This is a genomic window from Paraburkholderia sp. BR14374 (assembly GCF_040948685.1).
In the GTDB taxonomy this organism is placed as follows: Bacteria; Pseudomonadota; Gammaproteobacteria; order Burkholderiales; family Burkholderiaceae; genus Paraburkholderia; species Paraburkholderia youngii.
The window spans coordinates 476,515-499,745 of the sequence record NZ_JBFPKF010000001.1; the positions used below are offsets into that span (position 1 = coordinate 476,515).

The following is a 23,231-nucleotide window of genomic DNA, read 5'->3' on the forward strand; positions in this document are numbered from 1 at the left end:
CGCACGAAATGTGTCTCCCCGGTTATGCCGATCTATTCGCCGCGCCCGTGCGCGGCAGGTTGCCGCCCGGTTAGCGGACCTGACCAAGCCGGTCTGGCACTACTCCGTACTCGACTGCGAAGCGAAACAGTTCGGCGTCGCTATTCAGCGACAGCTTGCGCATGGCCATGCACTTCTGCGCGCTGATCGTCTTCACACTACGTCCCAACCGCAGGGCGATTTCCGTGACGCAGAGCCCTGACGCGTACTGCGTAAATACCTCGAACTCGCGGCGGGACAGGGTGGCTCGCACGAAGTCGAGACGTTGCGTCAGCGTTACGTCGGCCAGCATGGCGCGCACCGCTGGACCGACATAACATTCGCGCGCCAGCGCCACATGGATCAGATCGATACGATCACGCTTGCTCAGCAGCCCATCGACGCCCAGCGACATCACCTTGCGCAGCGTCGCCGCTTCCGTTTCCATTGTCAGGATGACGAGCGCCACGTTGGGATAGCGCGCCTTCAACTGCCTGACGATGTCGAACCGGTTTTCGTTGTTCCCTCCTGGCATGTAAAGATCCATCAGCACGAGATCGCAAGGACAGCGATCGACTTCGATCAACAGTTCGGCGACATCCGCCGCACGGCCAACCACCTTCAGGTTGGGATAGTTGCCAATCAGATTTTCTATAGCCAGTAGAACCAGCGGATGATCGTCCGCGATGATCGTTCGAACAGGCGTGCCTGATGCAGCCATGAGGTTCATCTTCTGGCGCTCCTCGATACTTTCATTTCTCGACACCCTGTTATGTGTGACCGGCGCTCACGCAATGGTCGAGCATTTCTTTTGCGACAAACATCAGAGCGCTCTGAAATGGACCGAACGACGGCGTGCCCGATGCTTAGTTTTCTGGTTCGAGGAGGAGCGAGCCGCAGGCGCGCACACAGGAAAAGAGCGCGGGGTCGTCGGTCACGCCCAATCGCGCCATCGCTTCACGCTTTTGCCGACTCACCGTGCGGCGATGGCAGCCGAGCGCCGCCGCGATCTGCACGATGGACTCGCCGCTCACGAGCCTGCGCACGATGTCGGTCTGCCGCTTCGACAACAGCAGGGCCGACACGAACCGACCGTTGTCCGGCTGCGAACGCTCGAGCGTTTCGACCACCGAGCGGCCCAGGTAGCGCGCGCCGCCGCGCACACTGTCGCGGACGGCTCGCGGCAGTTCCTCGAGCGAATCGGCTTTGCCGACCACGCTGACTGCGGCATCGGCGGCGACGACGCGCAACATCGCAGCATTCGTCTGCCCGGTCACGACGACGACGCGCAATGACGGCCACTCGCCACGAATGCGCTGGATCAGGCAGAGTCCGTCGCCAATCTCGCCGGCGGGCTCCGGCATGGAAAGATCGACGACGAGCACGTCGCACGGTGTGTGTTGCAGCAACGCGATCAACGCGGTGGGCGTCTGCGCCTGACCGACGACAGTCAGACCTTCGTGCGCCTCCAGCGCCCATTTCAGGCCAAGCAGGACGAACGGATGATCGTCCGCCAGAATGATTTGAAGATTTGTCACGATTAGTCTCGCTCGTTATCGGAATGGTCGGAATGCGTGTGGGGGTGGCTGTGCAGGCGGCAGGCGTCGACCTTCGCCGCGTCAATCAAGCGACGTGCCGGAAAAGCCATCTCATCACCCTCGCAAATTCACGACAATCGGAGCGTTCCTAATCCGGTTAAATGATCGGGATAATTTCTAGCTCCACCGAGCAAAATGCGCACCGTTATTCGAATCGAATCAAAATCCATTCGGAAACGCAAAGCCCGCGCTGTTCACATGTGTCTCACGCCGCATCACAGGCACGCGTCGCGCGCATCGCACGCGTCGGCGCGGCGCGCGGAAACACCGGCAACGCGAGCAACGCGCACGCGCTCGCCACGCTCCACACCAGCGGCCATGCTCCGATGGACAGCAGCGCGGGAATCGCGAGTGGCGTCACGAACAGCGTGAGGAACACGCAGGTGTTGCCCATCGCGAGCGCGGTGCCCGCTCGGCGCGTACCGGCAAGCGACGCGAGTTCGGTGAACGCGACGCCGTGCCACGCCGACGCGCTAACTCCGCCGAGCACGATCATCAGCGCGAACAGCGCGACCGTCCCGGCGCGATGCATGCCGACGAGCCCGGTCACGAGCGCGAGCAGCACGAACAGCACGGCGGTCAACAGACTGCAGGCCCGCATATACGCGCGACGGTTGCCGCGCCGGTCGGTCCACGCGCCGCTCCAGACCCGCACGACCGCGGCGCCGGTCTGCACCGCGGCCATCGTCACGCTGATCGCGAACACGCCGGCACGCCCGAAGTCGTGCAGGAACACCGTTCCGAACGTGATCACGGCAATCTGCGGCACGCACAGCGCGCCCGCGCCGAGCGCGACGCGCCAGATTGCGATGTCGCGCAGTGGCGAACGCATCGCCAGCGGCGCGCCGACGTTCGAAGCGTCTACGCCGCGCCCGCTGGCCGCCGCTGCGCCGGCCGTCGCAGTCGCCTGCGCGGGCTCGTGAAGCCAGCGCCACGCGAACCACGCGGTGATCGCGCATGCCAACGCCAGCAGCGCATAAGCGCTCGCAAAACCGAAGTGCGAGGCGAGCACCGGCAGCACCAACGCACCGAGTCCACCGCCCGCCGGCACGGCGGTTTGCCGGATGCTCATCGCGAGACCGCGCTCGCCTTCGCGAAACCACGCCATCACGGCTCGGCCGCTCGATCCGTTGACGCTGCCGCCCAGCAATCCGACCAGCAGCAGCCCGAGCGCGAGCGGAACGATGCCGGGCACCTGCGCGTCGCCCGGCGACACGAACAGCGCGAGACCGGCGAGCGCGGCCGCGGTCGACAGCAAGCCGAGCAGCAGCACGCGACGATCGCCCCAACGGTCGGTCAGCAGTCCCCACGGCAACTCGCTGACCGCAATGCCGAGCCCGAGCATGCCGAGCACGAGGCCGAGCCCGTGGTTGGCGAGGTGGTAGTCCGAGCGCAGGAACACTGCCGTCGTCGGAATTCCCGAAAATGCCGCCGAAAAGCTCGCATTCGCGGCAAAGCCCACGCCCAGCACCTTCCAGCGATGCCGCGCGCCGCGCTCGCCGGTGCCGCGCGACGCTGTCATAGATCCGTTTTCCATCACACCCTCCGCATGTATTCGGGGGTATGCTACGGCTGGGCATTCCATCGGAAAAGCCGGAAATTCAGATTATCGCCATCGGAAAAACCGAATCATGAGCCAGCGTGGTTTCGACCTTGCACAGTTGCGGACCTTCGTCGCCGTCGCCGAATCGGGCGGAGTGTCGGCGGGCGCCGAGCGCGTGTTCCTGTCGCAGTCGTCGGTAAGCGAGCAGCTGAAAAAGCTCGAGGAGCGCGCCGGCCAGCCGCTCCTCGTGCGCGGCCGCCAGGGTGTGAACCCGACGCCCGCTGGCGGGCGTCTGCTCGAGCATGCGCGCCGCATCATCGCGATGAGCGAAGCGGCCTTCGACGACCTGCAAGGCCGCTCGCTCGACGGCGAGCTGCGCATCGCAATCACCGATTACTACCGCCCGCACGACATCGCGCGCATCCTCAAGACGTTTTCGGAACAGCATCCGCGGCTGAAGCTGCACGTGACGGTGCTGCCGAGCGCGGTGATCGACAGCGGCGCGGACGATCACGCGTCGTTCGACATCGGTTTGTCGGCGCGGCTCGTCATCGGCCGGTCGCGCGCACGCGGCGCCCGTGCCGGTGCCGCGAGCATCGTCGTGCGGCGCGAAAAGCTGCTATGGGCCAGTTGCGCCGATGCCCCCACCCGCCCCGCCACACCGTATCAACTAGTGCTGCTGCCGACGACCTGTCAGCTGCAGCGCTTCGTCGTCAAGCTGCTCGACGAACACAAGGTAGCGTACGTGGTGTCGCATTCGGCGTCGGGCGTCGCGGGGCTGCAGCTCGCTTTGAAGGCGGGGTTGGGGATTTCCTGTCTGAACGAGTCGTCGCTCGGCGGCGGCGTGGTCGCGTGCGCCGCGAACATCGGCTTGCCGCCGCTGCCCGCCATCGAGTTTCATCTGTTGCCGCGGCGTCCGGGCGAAAGCGAACTGGTCGGCAATGCACGTGATGCGCTCGTGCGACTCTTCGCATGAAGCCACGGCCGTTTGCGCAAAACGTGAAACCACACGAATGAGACTCGACCCCGGCACAAATAAAATTCACAGCAAAAATGTATGGATCGAGATCAGCTAATCACATTAACCTGATGCATTGACATCGATAAGCCGAGGCGCAACAAAATCCACCGCGCCAAGCCGTCCATCCAAGCCGGTCCGCATTATCGGAACGCCTGTTTAACTTTGTATTCTCTATTGACGCATCCAACAAATTGTTGCACGCTGCTACTGGATATCACACGCTTTTCAGCGCCTCATGCGTCGCTCATTGGAGCCCGAAAGCCGCCGTCCCAGGCGCATCCAGCGCGGATCATTGTCGCAGATCAAAGTTTTTGCCGGACAATTGCATCATCATTGCGCTTCTGTAGTTCGCGTTCCCGAACAAGCCCGTTCCGAATAGCAGTTAATAGCAAGTCAATTAAAAGCAGCTAGTCCCGAGATGCGCCGTTTCCGGATTCATGAGTCAATCCGCACACCCGCGCCGGGTATATAAATCGAGCGATAAGAACGTTCCAAAACGAGGCCCGGTGTGTATCGCAAAACTATCGGCTCTGCGGTCCTGTTCGTGCTGTGCGCGCTTCAAGCGCTATGGAGCGGCGCGGCGTTAGCGGCCACCGACGCGTCCGGCGCGATGCCGCCATCGATGGACCAGCGCATACGCGCTTGCACGTCGTGTCACGGCGAGCAGGGCCAGGGACGCAAAAACGACTACTTCCCGCGCATCGCCGGCAAGCCGGCCGAGTACCTGTTCAACCAGCTGATCGCGTTTCGCGACGGCGGCCGCACCTATCCGCCGATGGGCTATCTGCTCGCGTTCCTGCCCGACGACTACCTGCGTCAGATCAGCGAGTACTTCGCGGCCCTGCAGCCGCCCTATCCCGAATCCGAGCGCGCCGCCCTGTCGCCGAAGCTGCTTGCCGCCGGTGAAAAACTCGTGACGCATGGCGACTCGGCGCGCGGCATCCCGGCGTGCATCGCCTGTCACGGCGCCCGCATGACCGGCACGCAGCCGGGCATTCCGGGCCTGCTAGGCTTGCACGCGAGCTATATCGCCGGACAGATGGGCACATGGCGCTCGGGCACCCGCCACGCGCTCGCGCCGGACTGCATGCGCACTATCGCGCTCAAGCTGAACGACAACGACATTGCCGCGGTATCGAACTGGCTCGCGCGCCAGCCGCGTCCCGCCGATCCCCGGCCCGCACCGGCATCCGCCGAGCGGCTGCCCCTCGCTTGCGGGAGCCAACCGCAATGAAGCCGACACTCCGCCCGTCCGGTTGGCTGCGCCCGGCAAGCATGGCTAGCGCCCTTGCAACCGGCAGCTTCGCGCTCGCGTTAATGGTCCATGGACCGCTCACGACACCGGCGCATGCCGCGACCGCCGCGCCCCAAGGCGCGGAAGCAACTGCCACGGCTGGAACCAGTCCCGACACTCGCCCCGAGATCGTCAGACGCGGCGAATACCTTGCGCGCGCGGGCGACTGCATCGCGTGCCACACCGCGCCGCGCGGCCGGCTGTTCGCCGGCGGGCTCGCGATGGAAACGCCGTTCGGCACACTGTATTCGCCGAACATCACGCCGGACCCGCAGTACGGCATCGGCACGTGGAGCGAGGAAGCGTTCTTCAAGATGATGCGCACCGGCCGCAAGCCGGACGGCGCGCCGATCTATCCGGCAATGCCGGTCGCCCAGTACACGAAGGTCACGCGCGAGGACTCGAACGCGATCTTCGCGTTCCTGAAGACCGTCGAGCCGGTGCGTCAGCCGAATCACCCGCACACGCTGCGCTTCCCGTTCAATCAGCGCGATCTGCTGTACGGCTGGCGCACGCTGTATTTCCACGAGGGTGAGTTCAAGCCCGACCCGACCAAATCGGTCGAATGGAATCGTGGCGCGTATCTGGTCGAGGGGCTCGGGCACTGCACGATGTGCCACACGCGCATCAACATGCTGGGCGGTTCGTCGCCGCGCGAGCAGTTCGCGGGCGGGCTGATTCCGGTGCAGAACTGGTACGCGCCGTCGCTCACTTCTGACAAGGACGGCGGCCTTGGCGACTGGAGCATCCAGGACATCGTCGATCTGCTGCAGGCGGGCATCTCCAATCGCGGCGCAGTCTACGGCCCGATGGCCGAGGTCACCTATCACAGCCTGCAGCATCTGAGCGAGGAAGACATCCGCGCGATGGCCGTCTATCTGAAGTCGCTGCCCGACCAGGGCGGCCGCAAGACCGGTCCGAGCGCGACGCCGAACCCGAAGGTGTTCGCGCTCGGCAAGCAGATCTATGCGGACAAGTGCGCGATCTGCCACGGTGACAACGGCGAAGGACAGCTGCCGCACTACCCGCCGCTCGCGGGCAACCAGTCGATCGAAATGGACTCGGCCGTCAATCCGATCCGCATCGTGCTGAACGGCGGGTTCCCACCGGGCACCAAACGCAATCCGCAGCCGTTCGGCATGCCGCCGTTCGGCCAGGAGCTGAACGACGCCGAAGCGGCCGCCGTCGTCACGTTCATCCGCACCGCGTGGGGCAATCACGGGCTGCCGGTGACGGCCCGCGAGGTCAACGAGCTGCGCAAGGCACCGCTGCATTGAGTTGCCGTCCCGAAAGGTCACACCGAAGCGCCGCATAGGAGAACCATCGACATGAAAGCGAACGACCCGCCCAGCGCCGCTCCGCCGACCGACGACGAAGTCGAGCACGTCGTCGCGTCCGGTCCGCGCGGCGCTATCGCGCTGGCCGGCGTCGCCGCCGTCATCGTGATGCTGATCTGGTTCGCCTTCTACTTTTTCGCGTTTCTGCCGCGCGGCATCATCCATTGACCATGTCGACCGACTCCTCTCATCAACCCGGTAGCGGCCATGCGGTCGCATTGCGCGCCGAGCGGCGCTGGGCGATCTTCGCGGTCGCGCTGATCGTGCTGATGCTCGCCGTGATCGTGTTCGTGGGCGTGCATTGGTCGATGATGCCGCCGTCGCGCGTCGAGACGATCGATCCGTCGCGCCTGCAGCTATCCGGCGAATTCGCCGAAGACAACCTCGGCAGCGCGGTGCAGCCGGACGGCTCGGTGATCGTGCGCTTCGTCGCGCAGCAGTACTCGTTCACGCCGCAATGTCTGCTGGTGCCCGCCGATACGCCGATCACGATCCGCACCACCAGCGCCGACGTCGTGCACGGCCTGCTCGTCACCGACACCAACATCAACACGATGGTCGTGCCCGGCTACGTCGCGACGCTGAACACGCAGTTCGACCATCCCGCCGATCATGCGATGCCGTGTCACGAATTCTGCGGCTTCGGCCATCAGACCATGTGGGCGCACGTGAAGGTGATCGACAAAGCCGCCTTCTTCGAGCAGGCACGACAATCACGGAGACTGAGCTGTGTTCCACGCTAAGCGACTCGTACTCGCGCATTTCTGGCTCGCCTTCATCACGTTCGCGATCGCGCTCTGCCTCGGCGCATGGCAGATGCTGGTGCGCAGTCCGCTGTTGCCGTGGATCGGCGATCCTGAGCTGTACTACCGTTCGGTCACCGCGCACGGTACCGTGATGGCCTACGTGATGCCGACGCTGGTCGCGATGGCCTTCGGCTACGCGATCGTCGAACTCTCGCTCGGGCAGCGCCTCATCGGCCTCAAATGGGCGTGGGCCGCGCTCATCATGCTGCTGGTCGGCGCGGTGATGGCGATGGTGCCGGTCGCGCTCGGCCGCGCCTCGGTGCTCTACACGTTCTATCCGCCGATGGTCGGCAGTCCGTTCTACTACCTCGGCGTCGTGCTCGTAGTGGTCGGCTCGTGGATCTGGGTCGCGCTGATGCATGTGAACCTGCGCATCTGGAAGCGTGCGAACCCGGGCAAGCCCGTGCCGCTCGCGATGTTCGCGAACGTCGCGGGCGCGTACCTGTGGGCCTGGACCGCGGTCGGCGCGGCGCTCGAGATCCTGTTCCAGATCCTGCCGGTCGCGCTAGGCTTCGCCCATACGATCGACGCCGGCCTCGCCCGCGTGCTGTTCTCGTGGACGCTGCACGCGATCGTCTACTTCTGGCTGTTTCCGGCTTACATCGCGTTCTACACGCTGGTGCCACGCTCGATCGGCGGACGGCTCTACAGCGACTCGATGGCGCGGGTGTCGTTCATCCTGTTCCTCGTGTTCGCGATGCCGATCGGCATCCATCACCTGTTCGTCGACCCGCAGGTCGGCGCTGGCTTCAAGTTCGTGCACGCGGTGTTCACCGGCATGGTGTCGGTGCCAACGCTGCTGACCGTGTTCACGATCTGCGCGTCGGTGGAAATCGCCGGCCGGCTGCGCGGCGGCAAGGGCGCGCTCGGCTGGCTGACCGCGTTGCCGTGGAGCAACCCGATCATGCTGGCGGTCGCGTTCTCGTTCGTGATGCTCGGCTTCGGCGGCGCGGGCGGCCTCATCAACATGAGCTATCAGCTGAACTCGACCGTGCACAACACGCAGTGGGTGACCGGCCACTTCCATCTGATTTTCGGCGGCGCGATCGTCATCATGTACTTCGTGATCGCCTACGAACTGTGGCCGCAACTGACCGGCCGCGCGATCGTGTCGGTGAAACTGATGCGTACGCAATTGTGGCTGTGGTTCATCGGCATGATGGTGGTCACGATACCGTGGCATTGGGTCGGCCTGCTCGGCGCGCCGCGCCGCATGGCCTATTACGACTATGCGATGCCCGGCGTGCAGGGACAGGGCGTGTGGGTCGTCATGTCGGCGGTGGGCGGCCTGATCCTGCTGGTGTCGGGCCTGCAGTTCGTCTATATCCTCGCGAAATCGCAGTTCGGCCCCGTGGAAGAACCGCCGGCGTTCCGCTTCGCGGTCGCGGCGCACCCGGTCGAGCGCGTGCCGGTCGCGCTCAACGGCTTCGGCCTGTGGGTCGCGCTGATGATCGGGCTCACGGTCGTCAACTACAGCTTCCCGATCGTCCAGTTGCTCAGACTGCCGCAGACTTCGGTCCCGGCAGTCGTCGTCGGAGCGCCGCGATGAATGAAGAACGCCTGTTCACCCTGCGCAATCCGTGGTTCGTGTGGAGCGTCGGCGGCACGGTTGCGATCGCGGTCGTCGCGATCCTGATCGGCTTCGTATGGCTGCCGTCGGCTAGCAGCGCATTCGGCGACCTCAGCCTGTGGGCGAGGATTTGCGGCGCCGCCGGCGTGCCGTCGAGCTGGTACAGCGGCAACGAGAAGAGCCAGGTGCCGAGCGACGTCGTCGTATTGCCGCCTTCGGGCGCGAACCACCCGTTGGCGGATTCGATCGGCCGCGGCGCGACGCTTGCGAATCAGCACTGCTCGATGTGCCACGGCGTGCTCGCTACCGTGCAGGTCACCGCGCCGCCGCTAGCAGGACAGTACGCCGACGCGATCTACAAGGAACTGCGCGACTTTCAGAGCGGCCAGCGGCCAAGCGCGGTGATGCAGGAGATCATCGCGGGACGCAGCGACCAGGATCTGCACGATCTGGCCGCCTACTACGCGTCGCTCCCGCTCGCTCCGGCCGCCGAGAAAACCCGGGCCGGCGAAGGACCCGATCCGATTGCTGTCAGGCTCGTGATGCAGGGCGATCCGCAACGCAATATCGCGCCGTGCGCGGCGTGTCATGGACAGCTAGACCGCAAAGGCGCGGCACCGTGGCTCGGCGGACTGTCGGCGGCCTATCTGAGCGCGCAGTTGCAAGCGTTCGCTTCGGGCGCTCGGCACAACGACATCAACGAGCAGATGCGCCATGTCGCGCGGCAGATGACGCCCGAGGAAATGGACGCCGTGTCGAGGTATTACGCGGCCATGCAGTAGTGGGAAGGTGCGCGGTGACGCAGCGCAACGGCTCGCGTCACGCCGCCACAAACTCGCTATCCAGGCTCCGCGCGCCGACACCGCCCGCGCGCTTCGTGCCCGGCGCCGCAACACCGCCGCGCGACTCGCTACCGGTCCGGAACACCGCCACCGCCGCCGACAGGCGCCGTGCCTGATCTTCCAGCGAGCTCGCCGCCGCGGCCGCCTGCTCGACGAGCGCCGCGTTCTGCTGGGTGACCTCGTCCATCTGACCGACCGCGCGATTGACCTGATCGATGCCGGTGCTCTGTTCGAGCGCTGCCGCCGCGATCTCGTTCATGATCGAACTGACGCGCGCGATCGCGCCGACGATGTCGTTCATCGTCGTGCCCGAGCGTTCGACGAGCTGCGAGCCCTGCTCCACGCGCGCGGTCGACGCATCGATCAAGCCCTTGATCTCCTTGGCCGCCGCCGCGCTGCGCTGGGCGAGCGAGCGCACTTCGCTCGCGACGACCGCGAAGCCGCGTCCCTGCTCGCCGGCGCGCGCCGCCTCGACCGCGGCGTTCAGCGCGAGGATGTTGGTCTGGAACGCGATCCCCTCGATCACACCGACGATATCGGCAATCCGCCGCGAATCGTCGACGATGCCGTGCATCGTGCCGACCACCTGCTCGGTCAACTCGCCGCCCTGCGCGGCCAGCGTCGAGGCGCCCTGCGCGAGCGTGCTCGCCTCTTTCGCGTTGTCGGCCGTCTGCTTGACCGTCGAGGTCAGCTCTTCGATGCTGGCGGCCGTTTCCTCGAGCGCCGCGGCCTGCTCCTCGGTACGTTGCGACAGATCGGCATTGCCCGCTGCGATCTCGCTGACGCCGGTATCGATCGATTCGGTGCCTTGACGAACCGCGTTGACGGTCGCGATCAGCGACTCCTGCATCTTGCGCAGCGCGGCCGCGAGACGACCCATTTCGTTGCCGCCGAGCACTTCGACCCGGCCGCTCAGGTCGCCGTTGGCGATGCGCTGGAACTGCGCGATCGTCGCATCGACCGGCGCGACGATCGCGCGCACGAGCACGAAGCGGGCGAGCAAGCCGCCGACCAGCGACAGCGCAATGCCGATCGCCACCGCGGTGCAGATCGCGTAGAACAGCTCCTGCGCATCCTTATAGCGCTGTGCGCCATGATCGAGCTGCAACTGCTCGAGCGCGAGCATGGCCTTCTCATACGCGCTGTACAGCGACGGCAGCTTATGCGCCTGCAATTGCTGGAAGGCGTTGGTGTCGGCCGACTTCAGCGCGGCGAGCGTCGGATCGACGCCATCGCGCAGAAACGCGTCGCGCTTTTGCTGCATGTCGGCGATCAGATGCTGCTCATCCGCATCCGTGCCCGCATGGCTCAAATAGTGGGCAAGCCGCTCGTCGGAGGCTTTGCGGTACTGATCGAAGCGCTTGAGCACTGCGCTCGCGCCGTCCTGGTCGTTGAGCGCGACGAGCGACGCGTAGGTCGCAAGCGCCAGACGCAGGCGCAGCAGCTGGCCGGAGCTGCCTTCGAGGTCCGCGACGGCGGGCGTGTCGACCGTGTACATCTGCTGCAGCGACGCGTTCGACGAGCGCAGCGACAACAATCCCGCAGCCGCGCCGAGCAGCAGCACGATGCCGAAGAACACGATCATCAGAGTGAGGCTGGTGCGAATCGACAGCTTTTTCAACATCGGACTGGTCTCCTTGGGCTGCCCGGCCGATGGTTCCGTATCGTTGACGATAGCTGCATGGCCACGCAGGCTGCGCCCACGCCGTTCGGCCCGGTCCGCAACTTGTCTGAAAATTAAGCAAACAGCACATTGAGGACAACGGCGTACCGGTGGAAAACTTTATGGTTGATCGCTCGCCCCGCTTGCGTTACATCAATGAAGTCTCGAAGCCCGCCCGGAGCGCGCCCATGTCGGAGATCGGTTCGGCCGTACTCGTATTCGCGCTGCTGCTGATCGCCACCGGCCTCGGCGTCGGGGTGCGGCCGCTGCTGCCGGAGGAGCACAAGGCGCACGAGACCGTACAGCTCGTGCAGCTCGTGATCGGCATGCTGGTGACGTTCGCCGCGCTGGTGCTGGGTTTGATGACGGCATCGGCGAAATCGAGCTTCGATACGGCGTCGAACGATATGCGCACCTATGCGGCCGAGCTGATCGAATTCGACACGACGCTGCGTGAGCTCGGCAGCGTGGCCGACAAGTCGCGGCGCCTGTTGCGCCAGTACACAGCGGCGGCGATCGCGTCGACGTGGCCGCGCGAGCCCGCGCCGAGCGGCGACTACCCGCGCGATCTCGGTTCGCCCGACAATTCGCAGCAACTCGAAAACGTCCGTCTGGGCGACATGCTGACCACGGTGGGGAGGCAATTGCGACAACTGCGCACGCAGGATGCGTTGCAGCAACGCGCGCTCGAGGACGCGTTGATTCAGTACCGGCGCGTCATCGACGCGCGCTGGAAGATCATCGAGGAAGCGCACAGCTCGATTTCGCAGCCGTTCTTCTGGACGCTGACGTTCTGGCTAGGCGTGATCTTTCTGAGCTTCGGGTTGATCGCGCCGCGCAATGCGTTGGCGCTGGTGACGATCACGCTGGGAGCGGTGTCGATTGCTTCGGCGGTTTATGTGATCGTCGATCTGGATACGCCGTTCACCGGGCCGATCGTGATTTCGAGTCTGCCGTTGCGGGACACGTTGGAGCATTTGAGCAGGTGACTTTCGGCGGGCAGGCAGACTCCGTGCGCGCGTGTAACGTAAAAAATGCCGGCAAACAGAAGGCCCGCTTTCTTCACAGAAAGCGGGCCTTTCTCGTTGTGTCGATCAGCGGGACGCTGGTCGGGTCGGCATTGAGCCGGAACGGTCAGAACGGGATATCGTCGTCCATCTCGTCGAAGCCGCCGCCAGCCGGCGCGCTCGGACGGCTCGCGCCGCCACCGCCACTGCCACTGCCGCCACGCGAGCCGCCGCCCGACGACATGCCGCGACCACCACCGCCGCCGCTACGCTCCGACGACTCGCCACGGCTATAACCGCCTTCGTCGCCGCCGCCCATCGAAGCACCGCCTCGGCCGCCGAGCATTTGCATTTGTTCCGCGACGATCTCGGTCGAGTAACGATCGGTGCCGTCCTGGGCTTGCCACTTGCGGGTGCGGATGCGCCCTTCAAGGTACACCGACGAGCCCTTCTTCAGATATTCCGCCACGATTTCCGCGAGGCGGCCGAAGAACGCGACGCGGTGCCACTCGGTGGCTTCCTTCATCTCGCCCGACGCTTTGTCCTTGTAGCGGTCCGTCGTCGCAAGGCGGATGTTCGCCACTGCGTCGCCGCTCGGAAGATAGCGGACTTCCGGATCGGCGCCGAGGTTGCCGACCAGAATGACCTTGTTCACGGATGCCATGAATTTCTCCTGTTGATTCCTGTTGCAGGCGGCGCGGCACTACGCGGTTCACGTCTCATGGCCGGCGGGCCCGAGACCAGAAGAGCGCCTCTGCCCGCCACCGGGTGAGTTCTGGATGATTCGGGAAGTGCCCCGAGTACGCTGCGTTATGCCTTGCGCGGCGGCTGTTTCATCTTTGCGGCGATTATAAGCCAGCAAAATACCAGCCCGGAGCAGGCGAAGAAAACCGCGCTCTGGCCGTTCATCTTCAGCAGCCAGCCGCCGACCATCCCGCCCAGCGCAAGACCGATCGACTGCGTGGTGTTGTATACGCCGGCCGCGGCTCCCTTGCGGGTACCGGGCGCGAGCTTCGACACCAGCGAAGGCTGCGACGCTTCGAGAATATTGAAGCCGAGAAAGTACACGAACAGGATCGCCGCCACACTCAGAATCGTATGCGGAGCAACGCCCAATAACAACTGGCCGATCAGGATAAGGGCGATCGCCGACAACAGCACGATCTTCATCTTGCCGCGCTTCTCGGCGGCGATGATCGCCGGCACCATCATCACGAACGACAGCCCCATTACCGGCAGATACACCTTCCAGTGCGACGCGACCGGCAGCCCGCCCGCTTCGAGAATGCGCGGCACGACGAGGAACAGCGCGGTTTGCGTCGCGTGCAGCACGAGCACGCCGAAATTCAAGCGCAGCAGCTCGACGTTGTGCAGCACTTCGGCGAACGGCGCGCGCACGTGCACCGGCTTCGGCGCATCGGGCACGACCCACACCACCACACCGATCGCGAGGATCGCGAACACGCCGACCAGCGTGAAGAGCCCGCTCATGCCGAGCCAGTGGAACACGATCGGCGCGCCCACGATCGCGACCGCGAACGACACGCCGATGCTGCCGCCGACCATCGCCATCGCCTTCGTGCGATGCTCCTCCGCGGTCAGATCGGCGATGAACGCGATCACCGCCGACGACACCGCCCCCATTCCCTGAATCACCCGGCCGATGATGATCCACGTCATGTCGTGCGCGGCCGCCGCGACGAAGCTGCCGATCGCGAAGATCAGCAGACCCGTCGCGATCACCGGCTTGCGGCCGACCTTGTCGGAGATCCAGCCGTAGAAGATGTAGAGCATCGACTGCGTGACGCCGTACGCGCCGAGCGCGATGCCGACGAGCAGCACGTTCTCGCCACCCGGGATAGTCTTCGCGTAGATCGAGAACACCGGCATGATCATGAAGAGACCCAGCATGCGCAGCGCGAAGATGGCGGCAAGCGACACGGTCGCGCGCAATTCGGGCGCGCTCATGCGTGTGGAGATGGCGGACGGATTGGACATCGAAGCGTTGTTTGAATGAACCGGGCGGCGAGCCCGTGGGGACAGCCTTGAGCGCCGGCACAGTGGAGCAGGACGAACAGGCGGGCGGCTAGCCCTAGCATATCGGCAGGTCCGCGCCGAAGAGACATCGCAATGCGCAAAGCCCGTGCCCTACCGTCCCCGCCGACGCTCGCGGCATCTTGTACTCACGGAAAACGGCCCCAGCTACGCCTCTTTCCCGCTGTCAGCACGCCGTAACGGCGGTCTGGAAAAGTCGTTATAGTAGCAGGTTTGGCCTCTTTCCCTTTCCGCAGTTCATGGAATAAATCCGTGGAACAAATCCGTATTCGTGGGGCTCGCACCCACAACCTGAAGAACGTCAATCTCGACCTACCGCGTCACAAGCTCGTCGTTATCACGGGGCTTTCGGGCTCCGGCAAATCGTCGCTGGCGTTCGATACGCTGTATGCGGAAGGACAGCGGCGCTACGTCGAAAGTCTGTCCGCCTATGCACGGCAGTTCCTGCAACTGATGGAAAAGCCCGACGTCGACCTGATCGAAGGGTTGTCGCCGGCTATCTCGATCGAACAGAAGGCGACCTCGCACAATCCGCGTTCGACGGTCGGCACCGTCACCGAAATCCACGATTATCTGCGTCTGCTGTTCGCGCGCGTCGGCACGCCCTACTGCCCCGATCACGAGATTCCGCTCGAAGCGCAAAGCGTGTCGCAGATGGTCGACGCGGCGCTCGCGCTGCCTGAAGAAACGCGCGTGATGATCCTCGCGCCAGTCGTCAGCGATCGCAAGGGCGAGCACACGGATCTGTTCGAGGACATGCAGGCGCAAGGCTTCGTGCGCTTTCGCGTGCGCTCGGGAGGCGGCACCGCCAACGAAGGCACCGCGAAAATCTACGAAGTCGACTCGCTGCCGAAGCTGAAGAAAAACGACAAGCACACAATCGACGTCGTGATCGACCGTCTGCGCGTGCGTCCCGACATGAAGCAGCGTCTCGCCGAATCGTTCGAAACGGCGCTGCGTCTCGCCGACGGCCGCGCGATCTCGCTCGAAATGGATACGGACAAGGAGCACCTGTTCAGCTCGAAGTTCGCCTGCCCGATCTGCTCGTATTCGCTGCAGGAACTCGAGCCGCGCCTGTTCTCGTTCAACAACCCGATGGGTGCGTGCCCCGAATGCGACGGCCTCGGCCAGATCACGTTCTTCGACCCGAAACGGGTGGTCGCGCATCCGTCGCTGTCGCTCGCGGCAGGCGCGGTGAAGGGCTGGGACCGGCGCAACCAGTTCTATTTCCAGATGCTGCAGAGCCTCGCGGCGTTCTACGACTTCGACATCGACACCGCGTTCGAGGACCTGCCGGAGAAAGTCCGCAAGATCCTTCTGTACGGTTCGGGCAAGCAGGAGATTCCGTTCTCGTACATCAACGAGCGCGGCCGCACCTCGGTGCGCGAGCACGTGTTCGAAGGGATCATCCCGAATCTGGAGCGGCGCTACCGCGAAACCGATTCGTCCGCGGTACGCGAAGAACTCGCTAAGTATCAGAACAACCAGCCGTGCCCGGCGTGCGCGGGCACGCGGTTGCGTCGCGAGGCGCGCTTCGTGCGCATCGGCGCCGACAGCGACGCGCGCGGCATCTTCGAGATCAGCGGCTGGCCGTTGCGCGATGCGCTCGGCTACTTCCAGACGCTGCGCCTCGAAGGCTCGAAGCGCGAGATCGCCGACAAGGTCGTGAAGGAAATCGTCGCGCGTCTGATGTTCCTGAACAACGTCGGGCTCGATTATCTGTCGCTCGAACGCAGCGCGGAAACGCTGTCGGGCGGCGAAGCGCAGCGTATTCGCCTCGCCTCGCAAATCGGCTCGGGGCTGACCGGCGTGATGTACGTGCTCGATGAACCGTCGATCGGCTTGCATCAGCGCGACAACGACCGCCTGATCTCGACGCTCAAGCATCTGCGCGATCTCGGCAACTCGGTAATCGTCGTCGAGCACGACGAGGACATGATCCGCATGGCCGACTACGTGGTCGACATGGGCCCGGGCGCCGGCGAACACGGCGGCATGGTGATCGCAGAGGGCACGCCCAAAGAGATACAGAAGAACGCGGCGTCACTGACGGGCCAGTACATGTCGGGCGCGCGCACGATCGAATACCCGGACGAGCGCAAGGAACCCGACGAGCGGCATCTGCGCATCGTCGAGGCGCACGGCAACAATCTGCACAACGTGACGCTCGATCTGCCGGTAGGTTTGCTGACCTGCGTGACCGGCGTGTCCGGCTCGGGCAAGTCGACGCTGATCAACGACACGCTGTACCAGGCGGTCGCGCATCATCTGTACGGCTCGGCCACGGAGCCGGCGCCGTACGAGTCGATCGAGGGCCTCGAACATTTCGACAAGGTGATCAACGTCGATCAGTCGCCGATCGGCCGCACGCCGCGCTCGAACCCGGCGACCTATACAGGCCTTTTCACGCCGATCCGCGAGTTGTTCGCGGGTGTGCCGGCCGCCAAGGAGCGCGGCTACGATCCGGGCCGCTTCTCGTTCAACGTGAAGGGCGGGCGCTGCGAATCGTGCCAGGGCGACGGCGTGCTGAAGGTCGAAATGCACTTCCTGCCCGACGTGTACGTGCCGTGCGACGTGTGCCACGGCAAGCGCTACAACCGCGAAACCCTCGATATCCAGTACAAAGGCAGCAACATCAGCGAAGTGCTCGACATGACGGTCGAGCACGCGTATGAGTTCTTCAAGGCCGTGCCGGTCGTCGCGCGCAAGCTGAAAACCTTGCTGGACGTGGGTCTAGGCTATATCCGCCTGGGTCAGTCGGCGACCACGCTATCGGGCGGCGAGGCGCAGCGTGTGAAACTATCGCTGGAACTGAGCAAGCGCGATACCGGTCGCACGCTATACATTCTTGACGAACCGACCACCGGCCTGCACTTTCACGATATCGCGCTGTTGCTGGAAGTCATACACCGGTTACGTGACCAGGGTAATACCGTCGTGATCATCGAACATAATCTCGATGTAATCAAAACCGCGGACTGGGTCATCGATCTTGGCCCCGAAGGCGGCGCCGGCGGCGGGCAGATCATCGCCCAGGGCACGCCTGAGCAGATCGCGAAGTCGAAGGCCAGTTTTACCGGACAATATCTGGCGCCGCTGCTCAAGCGCGCCGCCAGCACAAAATAACGCTGCACTATCGAGGTTTGGAGACGGGATAAGCCATGACCAAGCGTAATCAGGCGCGCGAAGAAGATCGGGTGCAGGACCTGCGCCCGCGCCCGGTCAGGCTGACCAGCGACATGAGTCTGCCGAAGCTGTCGGCGGTCGAGATCGGCAGCTACGTCGTGATGCTGTTCGGCATGTGGGCGGTCATCGAACTGAAGCTGCTCGGCGCGCTGCTCGCCGGGCTGCTGGTGTTTCAACTCGTGCAAATGATTGCGCCGCGCATCGAGCGCCACATGTCGAGCAGGCGGGCACGCTGGCTCGCGGTGGTGCTCCTGTCGACGGTGATCGTCGGCGCGCTGACGGGGCTCACGCTCGGCATCATCTCGCATTTCGAGAACGACGTGCCCAGCGTGCAGACGCTGCTCGATCAGGCCATGCAACTGATCGACCAGGCGCGCGGCAGGATTCCGCAGTTCGTCGCGAACTATCTGCCGGTCGACACCGAACAGATGAAGACGAAGGCCGCGGAACTGATGCACACGCACGCGAACATGCTGCAGCAAGGCGGCACGACCGCCGCGCGCGCGTTCACTCACGTGCTGATCGGCATGATCATCGGCGCGATCATCGCGGTCGGCGCGCAGAAGCATATGCAGCGGCTGCCGCTGTCCACGGCGTTCGTCACGCGCGTCACGCGTTTTGCCGAAGCGTTTCGCCGCATCGTGTTCGCGCAGGTGAAGATTTCCGCGCTCAACGCGGTATTCACGGCGATTTTCCTGCTCGTGATCCTGCCGACCTTCCACGACCGGCTGCCGCTGTCGAAGACGCTCGTGCTCGTCACGTTCATCGTGGGTCTGCTGCCGGTGATCGGCAATCTGATCTCGAACACGATCATCGTCGCGGTCGCGCTGTCGGTCAGTTTTCCGGCGGCGATCATGTCGCTCGTGTTCCTGATCCTGATTCACAAGCTCGAGTACTTCCTGAACGCGCGGATCGTCGGCGGTCAAATCGAGGCGCGCGCGTGGGAACTGCTGATCGCGATGCTGGTGATGGAAGCAGCGTTCGGTATCGCCGGGGTCATTGCGGCGCCGATTTTTTATGCGTACATCAAGCGTGAGCTGATTTATTTGCGGTTGGTGTGAGCGGGGCTGAGTTGGACTTCAAAGTCAGCGCTCACTAACGCTTGTCGGCATGCACGCCCGGCAGTCCACGCAGGCGACGGAAGCGAAAGCGGCACTTCGGCGCCGCTTTTTTTTTTTGCTTCCCGCGACGCGGCACCGTCGTCGGCTGCTGACAGGAAACTTGCGGCCGAACGCGCCAACCCCCAAGAATTTCCCGCCCGCGATTCCGTCTGGCTCGCGCATGAGACCCCAGCTTGTCCGCGTGCACCGCTTGTTCGGCGTCGCGACTGCACTGTTTCTGTTCGTCGCGGGACTTACCGGTGCGATCATCGCGTGGGACCACGAGCTGGATGCCGCGCTGAATCCGTCGTTCTACCTGGCTCGCACGGCTGGGCCGACGCTGCCCGGCCTCGAACTGGCGAATCGCGTCGAAGCCGCCGATCCGCGTCTTCGGGTGGCCTATCTGCCGCTCGAGGTCGAACCGGGTCACGCGCTGCAAATGATGGTGCTGCCGCGCACCGACCCGGCAACGAAGCAGCCCTATCCGCTCGACTTCAACCAGATCGCCGTCGATCCCGTCACCGGCGAGATCCAGGGACCGGCAACGACCACGGCGACACCGGCCTCGGCAACCCGTGGATGTATTGGGACGCCGCCACCGGCAAGCGACTGGCCACGCGGATTCCCGGCCAGGGCGCGGCCGGCGACATCTTTCTGCAGATGCAGTATCCGCTGCATTCGGGGCGCATTCTCGGACTCGGCGGGCGGGTTCTGATCAGCGCGGTGGGGGTAGCGGTGGCCGTGCTGAGCGTCACGGGCCTGCTGATCTGGCTGAAGAAGCTGAGCGCGCGCCGCCGTTCCGCGCAAGACGCGAATCTCGGGAAAAGCACGGGGTGTGCGGCAGCGCGTTCGTAACGCAAGCGGGGAAAGGACCGCGCCGGCCTCGACCGGCGCGGTGTTAGCGGTGCAATTTTTAGCGGAACACCACCGTCTTGCTGCCGTTCAGCACGACACGATGCTCGACGTGCCACTTCACCGCACGCGCGAGCGTCACGCACTCGACGTCGCGACCGATCGCCGTCAGTTGTTCCGGCGTCATGCTGTGGTCCACACGCTCGACTTCCTGCTCGATGATCGGACCTTCGTCGAGATCGGTCGTCACATAGTGAGCCGTCGCGCCGATCAGCTTCACGCCGCGGTCGAACGCCTGGTAGTACGGCTTCGCGCCCTTGAAGCTCGGCAGGAACGAGTGATGGATGTTGATCGCGCGTCCGGCGAGCGCCTCGCACAGGTTCGGCGACAAAATCTGCATGTAGCGCGCGAGCACCACGAGGTCAGCCTGATGCTCGCTGATCACTTCGAGCACGCGCGCTTCCTGCGCGTTTTTCGCTTCGGGCGTGCCGCCGAGCAGCGGGAAGTGATGGAACGGGATGTCGTAGCTCGCGGCGAGCTGGTAGAACTCCTTGTGGTTCGAGATGATCGCCGGGATGTCGATGTTCAGCTGACCGGTGCGGTAGCGAAACAGCAGATCGTTCAGGCAGTGGCCGATCTTCGACACCATGATCACGACGCGCGGCTTCACGTTCGCGTCGTGCAGCTCCCAGCTCATGCCGAACTGCTCGGCGAGTGCCACGAACGACGCGCGCAGCGCGTCGAGCCCCGGATCGCCGCCCACCTGTTGAAAATGCACGCGCATGAAGAACTCGCCGGTGCGGCTGTCGCCGAACTGCGCGGAGTCGAGAATATTGCTGCCGCGCTCGAACAGAAAGCCCGACACGGCGTGAACGATGCCGGGCCGGTCGGCGCACGACAGTTTGAGGATAAAGCTGTGATCGGTCGACATGACCTCGGTGACTCCCTTCTTCAATGCGTGGTTTGTTTCAGTGGTACTGGCTGCGGGGCGGGCCCGACCGATGAGCCTCGGTTAGCCCAGCGGCGGCGGCGCGAACAGCGCGTCGATGCCCTCGCACGCGTCCTCGTCGATCCAGCGGCGGCGCAGCAGGCAATCGAGCGTCGCGAGGCTGGCGTCGACGGTTAGCGCGCCTTCCTCGATCCAGCTTGCGACTTCGTCGACGCGCGCGAGCCGGTGTTCGCCCACTTCGCCGTCCTGGTTGCGCGGCGCGAAGTCGGCGGGCAGCGCGAGGTCGTAGATGAAGATCTGCTCGGCCTGTGTGCCTTCCGGCAGCGATTGCAGCACGTGCGCGGTGCGGCCCGCGACCGCGCACGCCGCGATCTCCGCTGGAATGCCCGCTTCTTCCCAGCACTCCTTGACGATCGTTTCGGCGATACCGAAGCCCCAGCCTATCCCGCCCGCGACGACATTGTCGAGCATGCCGGGGTCGGTGGCCTTCGTGTCGCTGCGGCGCGCGATCCACAATTGCGGCGCTCCGCCAAAGGGCGCACCGCCAAAGGGCGCTCCGCCAAAGGGCGCTCCGCCAAAGGGCGCTCCGCCTTCCGCATATTCTACGACGCCGTTCAGATGCACCGCGTACGTCATCGTGCCGAAGAAGCGCGATGCCGCGCGCTCGATATACGCGAGCGGCGGCGCGTCGAACGCATTGCGGATCGCGTAGGTTTCGTTGCGCCAGCCGGGGATGCGGCCATCGGCGGCGAGCGCGCCGATCACGGAAGCGAGCGCCGCGCTGCGCAGATGGACGCTATCGAAGGTGGCGGAGAGCGTCACGCCGTCGTTCGCGATCTCGAACACGTCGGGCCAGCGCGCGAGCAGCGGAACGTCGCGCTCGCGAATCCAGCCGACCTGTTCGGCGCCGATCAGAAACGGCCGATGCGCGTTCGCGTCGAAGCGGCGCGCGGCGGTGATGCAACGCAAAGTCATCGAAAACTCCAAAACGTCCGCCGTCGTGGCGAACCTGGCAAAGCGGAAGCGGACGGGTTGCGTGACGCGCGTCAGTCGCGCAGTGCGACGCGAATCCCGATCGCGATGAACGTCGCGCCGGCCACGCGATCGAGCCACAGGCCGACACGCGGCCGCCGTCTGAGCCAGCTGCCGATGATCCCCGCGCACACGCCGAACAGCGAAAACACCACGACGGTCTGCAGCATGAACAGCGCGCCGAGCTCGAGCATCTGCACGGTCACGCTCTGCGCGCCGCCGGGCTGCACGAACTGCGGCAGAAACACGACGAAGAACAGCGTGACCTTCGGATTCATCAAATTGCCGAGCACGCTCTGGCGAAAGACAGCCGAAAGCGGCTGCGGCGCACGCTCGTGCGCGGTCGCGAGCCCCTGACTGCGCAGCGCCTTGATACCGATCCACACCAGATACGCGGCGCCGGCGAGCTTGATCGCTTCGAACGCGAGCGGCGACGAACGCAGCAGCGCGGCGACGCCGAGCGCCGCGAGCGTCGTATGAAACGTGATGCCGGCGGCAAAGCCGAGCGCGGCGACGAGGCCGGCCGCGCGGCCCTGCGAGATGCCGCGCGCGAGCACCTGCAGATTGTCCGGGCCGGGCGCCACGGTGATCGCAATCGAAGTGGCGAGAAACAGCAGGAAATTGGGCATCGTGGTGGCCTTCTGGGTTGGGCGGCTGGTGAGCCCTGGCGGTGAGCCATGTCGTTGAACCCGGTTGGCCTTGTGCGGCCAACGGAGCCTGTGCGACTTTAACTGCTCGTACGGCGAGAAACCTGACCGTCACGGCGCACGCCGTAACGGCCTCGGGGTTCAGTGACCGCCGAAACTCGTCACTGTATAGAGCGCAAGCCCGCCCTCGCACAGCAGCTTCGAACCGCCCAGGTCCGGCAGATCGACGATCGCCGCACCTTCCACGACGACCGCGCCGAGCCGCTCGAGCAGCAGCTTGCCGGCCATCATCGTGCCGCCGGTCGCGATCAGGTCGTCGATGATCACGACGCGATCGCCCGGCTCGCACGCATCCTCGTGAATCTCGACGGTCGCGGTGCCGTATTCCAGTTCATACGATTGCGAGATCCGCTTGTACGGCAGCTTGCCCGCCTTGCGAATCGGGATGAAGCCGATGCTCAGCTCGTGCGCGACGATCGGCCCGATGATGAAGCCGCGCGCATCGAGCCCGGCGATGTAATCGAGCTTCGCATCGATATAGCGCTGCACGAACAGGTCGATCAGCACGCGCAGCGACTTCGGCTCGCGCAGGAGCGGCGTGATGTCGCGGAACTGCACGCCCGGCTGCGGCCAGTCGGGCACCGTGCGAATGTGACTTCTGATGTAGTCGGCCGCATCGAGCGGCGCGCTCGCGAGCGCGTTGGACATGAT

At 64.7% G+C, this 23,231-nt stretch carries 20 protein-coding genes and 2 pseudogenes; 12 read left to right on the forward strand and 10 right to left on the reverse strand.

Translation table 11 applies throughout. The annotated features are described in order from the left end of the window. Positions 1–70: 70 nt before the first annotated feature. The 3 genes from AB3X86_RS02105 to AB3X86_RS02115 all read right to left on the reverse strand — a co-directional run bounded on the left by AB3X86_RS02105 (position 71) and on the right by AB3X86_RS02115 (position 3,153). Entirely contained in the window at positions 71–748 is a 678-nt protein-coding gene (locus tag AB3X86_RS02105; RefSeq protein ID WP_368594751.1) for a response regulator, read from the reverse strand. A gap of 136 nt (positions 749–884) precedes the next feature. Next, complete coding sequence (locus AB3X86_RS02110; RefSeq protein WP_368594752.1) at positions 885–1,556, reverse strand: response regulator; 672 nt, start codon at positions 1,554–1,556, stop codon at positions 885–887. A gap of 265 nt (positions 1,557–1,821) precedes the next feature. Then, complete coding sequence (locus tag AB3X86_RS02115; protein ID WP_368594753.1) at positions 1,822–3,153, reverse strand: MFS transporter; 1,332 nt, start codon at positions 3,151–3,153, stop codon at positions 1,822–1,824. Between the two features lie 94 nt (positions 3,154–3,247). Between AB3X86_RS02115 and AB3X86_RS02120 the strand changes: the two genes are divergently transcribed. From AB3X86_RS02120 to AB3X86_RS02150, 7 genes are all read left to right on the forward strand, one after another. After that, positions 3,248–4,135: a LysR family transcriptional regulator gene (locus AB3X86_RS02120; protein WP_368594754.1), complete on the forward strand. Its 888-nt coding sequence runs from the start codon at positions 3,248–3,250 to the stop codon at positions 4,133–4,135. A 553-nt stretch (positions 4,136–4,688) separates the two neighbouring features. Continuing rightward, positions 4,689–5,414, forward strand: a complete 726-nt coding sequence (locus tag AB3X86_RS02125; protein WP_368594755.1) for a cytochrome c — start codon at positions 4,689–4,691, stop codon at positions 5,412–5,414. After that, the gene (locus AB3X86_RS02130; protein WP_368594756.1) at positions 5,411–6,751 is read left to right on the forward strand and encodes a cytochrome c; all 1,341 of its coding nucleotides are present in this window, start codon (positions 5,411–5,413) and stop codon (positions 6,749–6,751) included. Before AB3X86_RS02125 ends, AB3X86_RS02130 begins: the two co-directional genes overlap by 4 nt. A 51-nt stretch (positions 6,752–6,802) precedes the next feature. After that, on the forward strand, positions 6,803–6,979 hold the full coding sequence (locus tag AB3X86_RS02135; RefSeq protein WP_368584449.1) for a hypothetical protein: 177 nt from the start codon (positions 6,803–6,805) through the stop codon (positions 6,977–6,979). Positions 6,980–6,981: 2 nt separating this feature from the next. Continuing rightward, the gene (locus AB3X86_RS02140; RefSeq protein WP_176109599.1) at positions 6,982–7,554 is read left to right on the forward strand and encodes a cytochrome C oxidase subunit II; all 573 of its coding nucleotides are present in this window, start codon (positions 6,982–6,984) and stop codon (positions 7,552–7,554) included. Continuing rightward, the gene (locus AB3X86_RS02145) at positions 7,541–9,166 is read left to right on the forward strand and encodes a b(o/a)3-type cytochrome-c oxidase subunit 1 (protein WP_368594757.1); all 1,626 of its coding nucleotides are present in this window, start codon (positions 7,541–7,543) and stop codon (positions 9,164–9,166) included. The genes AB3X86_RS02140 and AB3X86_RS02145 overlap by 14 nt, the downstream gene beginning before the upstream one ends. Continuing rightward, positions 9,163–9,969 (forward strand): cytochrome c, encoded by an 807-nt coding sequence (locus tag AB3X86_RS02150; protein ID WP_368594758.1) that lies wholly within the window; start codon positions 9,163–9,165, stop codon positions 9,967–9,969. Before AB3X86_RS02145 ends, AB3X86_RS02150 begins: the two co-directional genes overlap by 4 nt. 37 nt (positions 9,970–10,006) lie before the next feature. Here AB3X86_RS02150 and AB3X86_RS02155 read toward each other — a convergent pair whose 3' ends face one another. Next, on the reverse strand, positions 10,007–11,653 hold the full coding sequence (locus tag AB3X86_RS02155; protein WP_368594759.1) for a methyl-accepting chemotaxis protein: 1,647 nt from the start codon (positions 11,651–11,653) through the stop codon (positions 10,007–10,009). 227 nt (positions 11,654–11,880) lie between these two features. On the opposite strand from AB3X86_RS02155, the gene AB3X86_RS02160 reads away from it, so the two are divergent. Continuing rightward, positions 11,881–12,681, forward strand: coding sequence for a hypothetical protein (locus tag AB3X86_RS02160; protein ID WP_368594760.1), 801 nt, complete (start codon positions 11,881–11,883; stop codon positions 12,679–12,681). A 145-nt stretch (positions 12,682–12,826) separates the two neighbouring features. On the opposite strand, the gene AB3X86_RS02165 is transcribed toward AB3X86_RS02160, so the two are convergent. Then, entirely contained in the window at positions 12,827–13,363 is a 537-nt protein-coding gene (locus AB3X86_RS02165; protein ID WP_368594761.1) for a single-stranded DNA-binding protein, read from the reverse strand. Between the two features lie 146 nt (positions 13,364–13,509). After that, positions 13,510–14,697 carry an MFS transporter gene (locus AB3X86_RS02170; RefSeq protein WP_368594762.1) on the reverse strand — a complete coding sequence of 396 codons (1,188 nt, stop codon included), beginning with the start codon at positions 14,695–14,697 and terminating at the stop codon, positions 13,510–13,512. A gap of 309 nt (positions 14,698–15,006) precedes the next feature. Here AB3X86_RS02170 and uvrA point away from each other — a divergent pair, with 309 nt between their 5' ends. The 4 genes and pseudogenes from uvrA to AB3X86_RS02190 form a co-directional block, all read left to right on the forward strand. Continuing rightward, positions 15,007–17,880 (forward strand): excinuclease ABC subunit UvrA, encoded by a 2,874-nt coding sequence (gene uvrA, locus AB3X86_RS02175; protein ID WP_368594763.1) that lies wholly within the window; start codon positions 15,007–15,009, stop codon positions 17,878–17,880. A gap of 35 nt (positions 17,881–17,915) precedes the next feature. Beyond that, complete coding sequence (locus AB3X86_RS02180; protein ID WP_176125054.1) at positions 17,916–19,001, forward strand: AI-2E family transporter; 1,086 nt, start codon at positions 17,916–17,918, stop codon at positions 18,999–19,001. Between the two features lie 220 nt (positions 19,002–19,221). Next, a pseudogene (locus AB3X86_RS02185) lies at positions 19,222–19,442 on the forward strand (PepSY domain-containing protein); the annotation flags it as partial. Positions 19,443–19,562: 120 nt separating this feature from the next. After that, a pseudogene (locus tag AB3X86_RS02190) lies at positions 19,563–19,895 on the forward strand (PepSY domain-containing protein); the annotation flags it as partial. Between the two features lie 58 nt (positions 19,896–19,953). On the opposite strand, the gene purU reads toward AB3X86_RS02190, so the two are convergent. From purU to AB3X86_RS02210, 4 genes are all read right to left on the reverse strand, one after another. Continuing rightward, positions 19,954–20,823, reverse strand: coding sequence for a formyltetrahydrofolate deformylase (purU, locus tag AB3X86_RS02195; protein WP_176125056.1), 870 nt, complete (start codon positions 20,821–20,823; stop codon positions 19,954–19,956). A gap of 81 nt (positions 20,824–20,904) precedes the next feature. Next, positions 20,905–21,816 carry a DUF4743 domain-containing protein gene (locus AB3X86_RS02200; RefSeq protein WP_368594764.1) on the reverse strand — a complete coding sequence of 304 codons (912 nt, stop codon included), beginning with the start codon at positions 21,814–21,816 and terminating at the stop codon, positions 20,905–20,907. Between the two features lie 71 nt (positions 21,817–21,887). Further along, the gene (locus AB3X86_RS02205) at positions 21,888–22,502 is read right to left on the reverse strand and encodes a LysE family translocator (RefSeq protein WP_176109611.1); all 615 of its coding nucleotides are present in this window, start codon (positions 22,500–22,502) and stop codon (positions 21,888–21,890) included. A gap of 159 nt (positions 22,503–22,661) precedes the next feature. Next, positions 22,662–23,228: an adenine phosphoribosyltransferase gene (locus AB3X86_RS02210; RefSeq protein WP_018434674.1), complete on the reverse strand. Its 567-nt coding sequence runs from the start codon at positions 23,226–23,228 to the stop codon at positions 22,662–22,664. Between the last annotated feature and the right edge of the window lie 3 nt (positions 23,229–23,231).

Excerpts from the sequence above, each read along its gene's own strand:
- AB3X86_RS02105 (WP_368594751.1), bottom strand. The coding sequence starts at position 748 with ATGAACCTCATGGCTGCATCAGGCACGCCTGTTCGAACGATCATCGCG.
- AB3X86_RS02170 (WP_368594762.1), bottom strand. The coding sequence starts at position 14,697 with ATGTCCAATCCGTCCGCCATCTCCACACGCATGAGCGCGCCCGAATTG.
- AB3X86_RS02160 (WP_368594760.1), top strand. The coding sequence starts at position 11,881 with ATGTCGGAGATCGGTTCGGCCGTACTCGTATTCGCGCTGCTGCTGATC.
- purU (WP_176125056.1), bottom strand. The coding sequence starts at position 20,823 with ATGTCGACCGATCACAGCTTTATCCTCAAACTGTCGTGCGCCGACCGG.
- AB3X86_RS02150 (WP_368594758.1), top strand. The coding sequence starts at position 9,163 with ATGAATGAAGAACGCCTGTTCACCCTGCGCAATCCGTGGTTCGTGTGG.
- AB3X86_RS02140 (WP_176109599.1), top strand. The coding sequence starts at position 6,982 with ATGTCGACCGACTCCTCTCATCAACCCGGTAGCGGCCATGCGGTCGCA.
- AB3X86_RS02205 (WP_176109611.1), bottom strand. The coding sequence starts at position 22,502 with ATGCCCAATTTCCTGCTGTTTCTCGCCACTTCGATTGCGATCACCGTG.
- AB3X86_RS02165 (WP_368594761.1), bottom strand. The coding sequence starts at position 13,363 with ATGGCATCCGTGAACAAGGTCATTCTGGTCGGCAACCTCGGCGCCGAT.
- AB3X86_RS02130 (WP_368594756.1), top strand. The coding sequence starts at position 5,411 with ATGAAGCCGACACTCCGCCCGTCCGGTTGGCTGCGCCCGGCAAGCATG.
- AB3X86_RS02135 (WP_368584449.1), top strand. The coding sequence starts at position 6,803 with ATGAAAGCGAACGACCCGCCCAGCGCCGCTCCGCCGACCGACGACGAA.
- AB3X86_RS02200 (WP_368594764.1), bottom strand. The coding sequence starts at position 21,816 with ATGACTTTGCGTTGCATCACCGCCGCGCGCCGCTTCGACGCGAACGCG.
- AB3X86_RS02210 (WP_018434674.1), bottom strand. The coding sequence starts at position 23,228 with ATGTCCAACGCGCTCGCGAGCGCGCCGCTCGATGCGGCCGACTACATC.
- AB3X86_RS02115 (WP_368594753.1), bottom strand. The coding sequence starts at position 3,153 with ATGGAAAACGGATCTATGACAGCGTCGCGCGGCACCGGCGAGCGCGGC.
- AB3X86_RS02120 (WP_368594754.1), top strand. The coding sequence starts at position 3,248 with ATGAGCCAGCGTGGTTTCGACCTTGCACAGTTGCGGACCTTCGTCGCC.
- AB3X86_RS02180 (WP_176125054.1), top strand. The coding sequence starts at position 17,916 with ATGACCAAGCGTAATCAGGCGCGCGAAGAAGATCGGGTGCAGGACCTG.
- AB3X86_RS02155 (WP_368594759.1), bottom strand. The coding sequence starts at position 11,653 with ATGTTGAAAAAGCTGTCGATTCGCACCAGCCTCACTCTGATGATCGTG.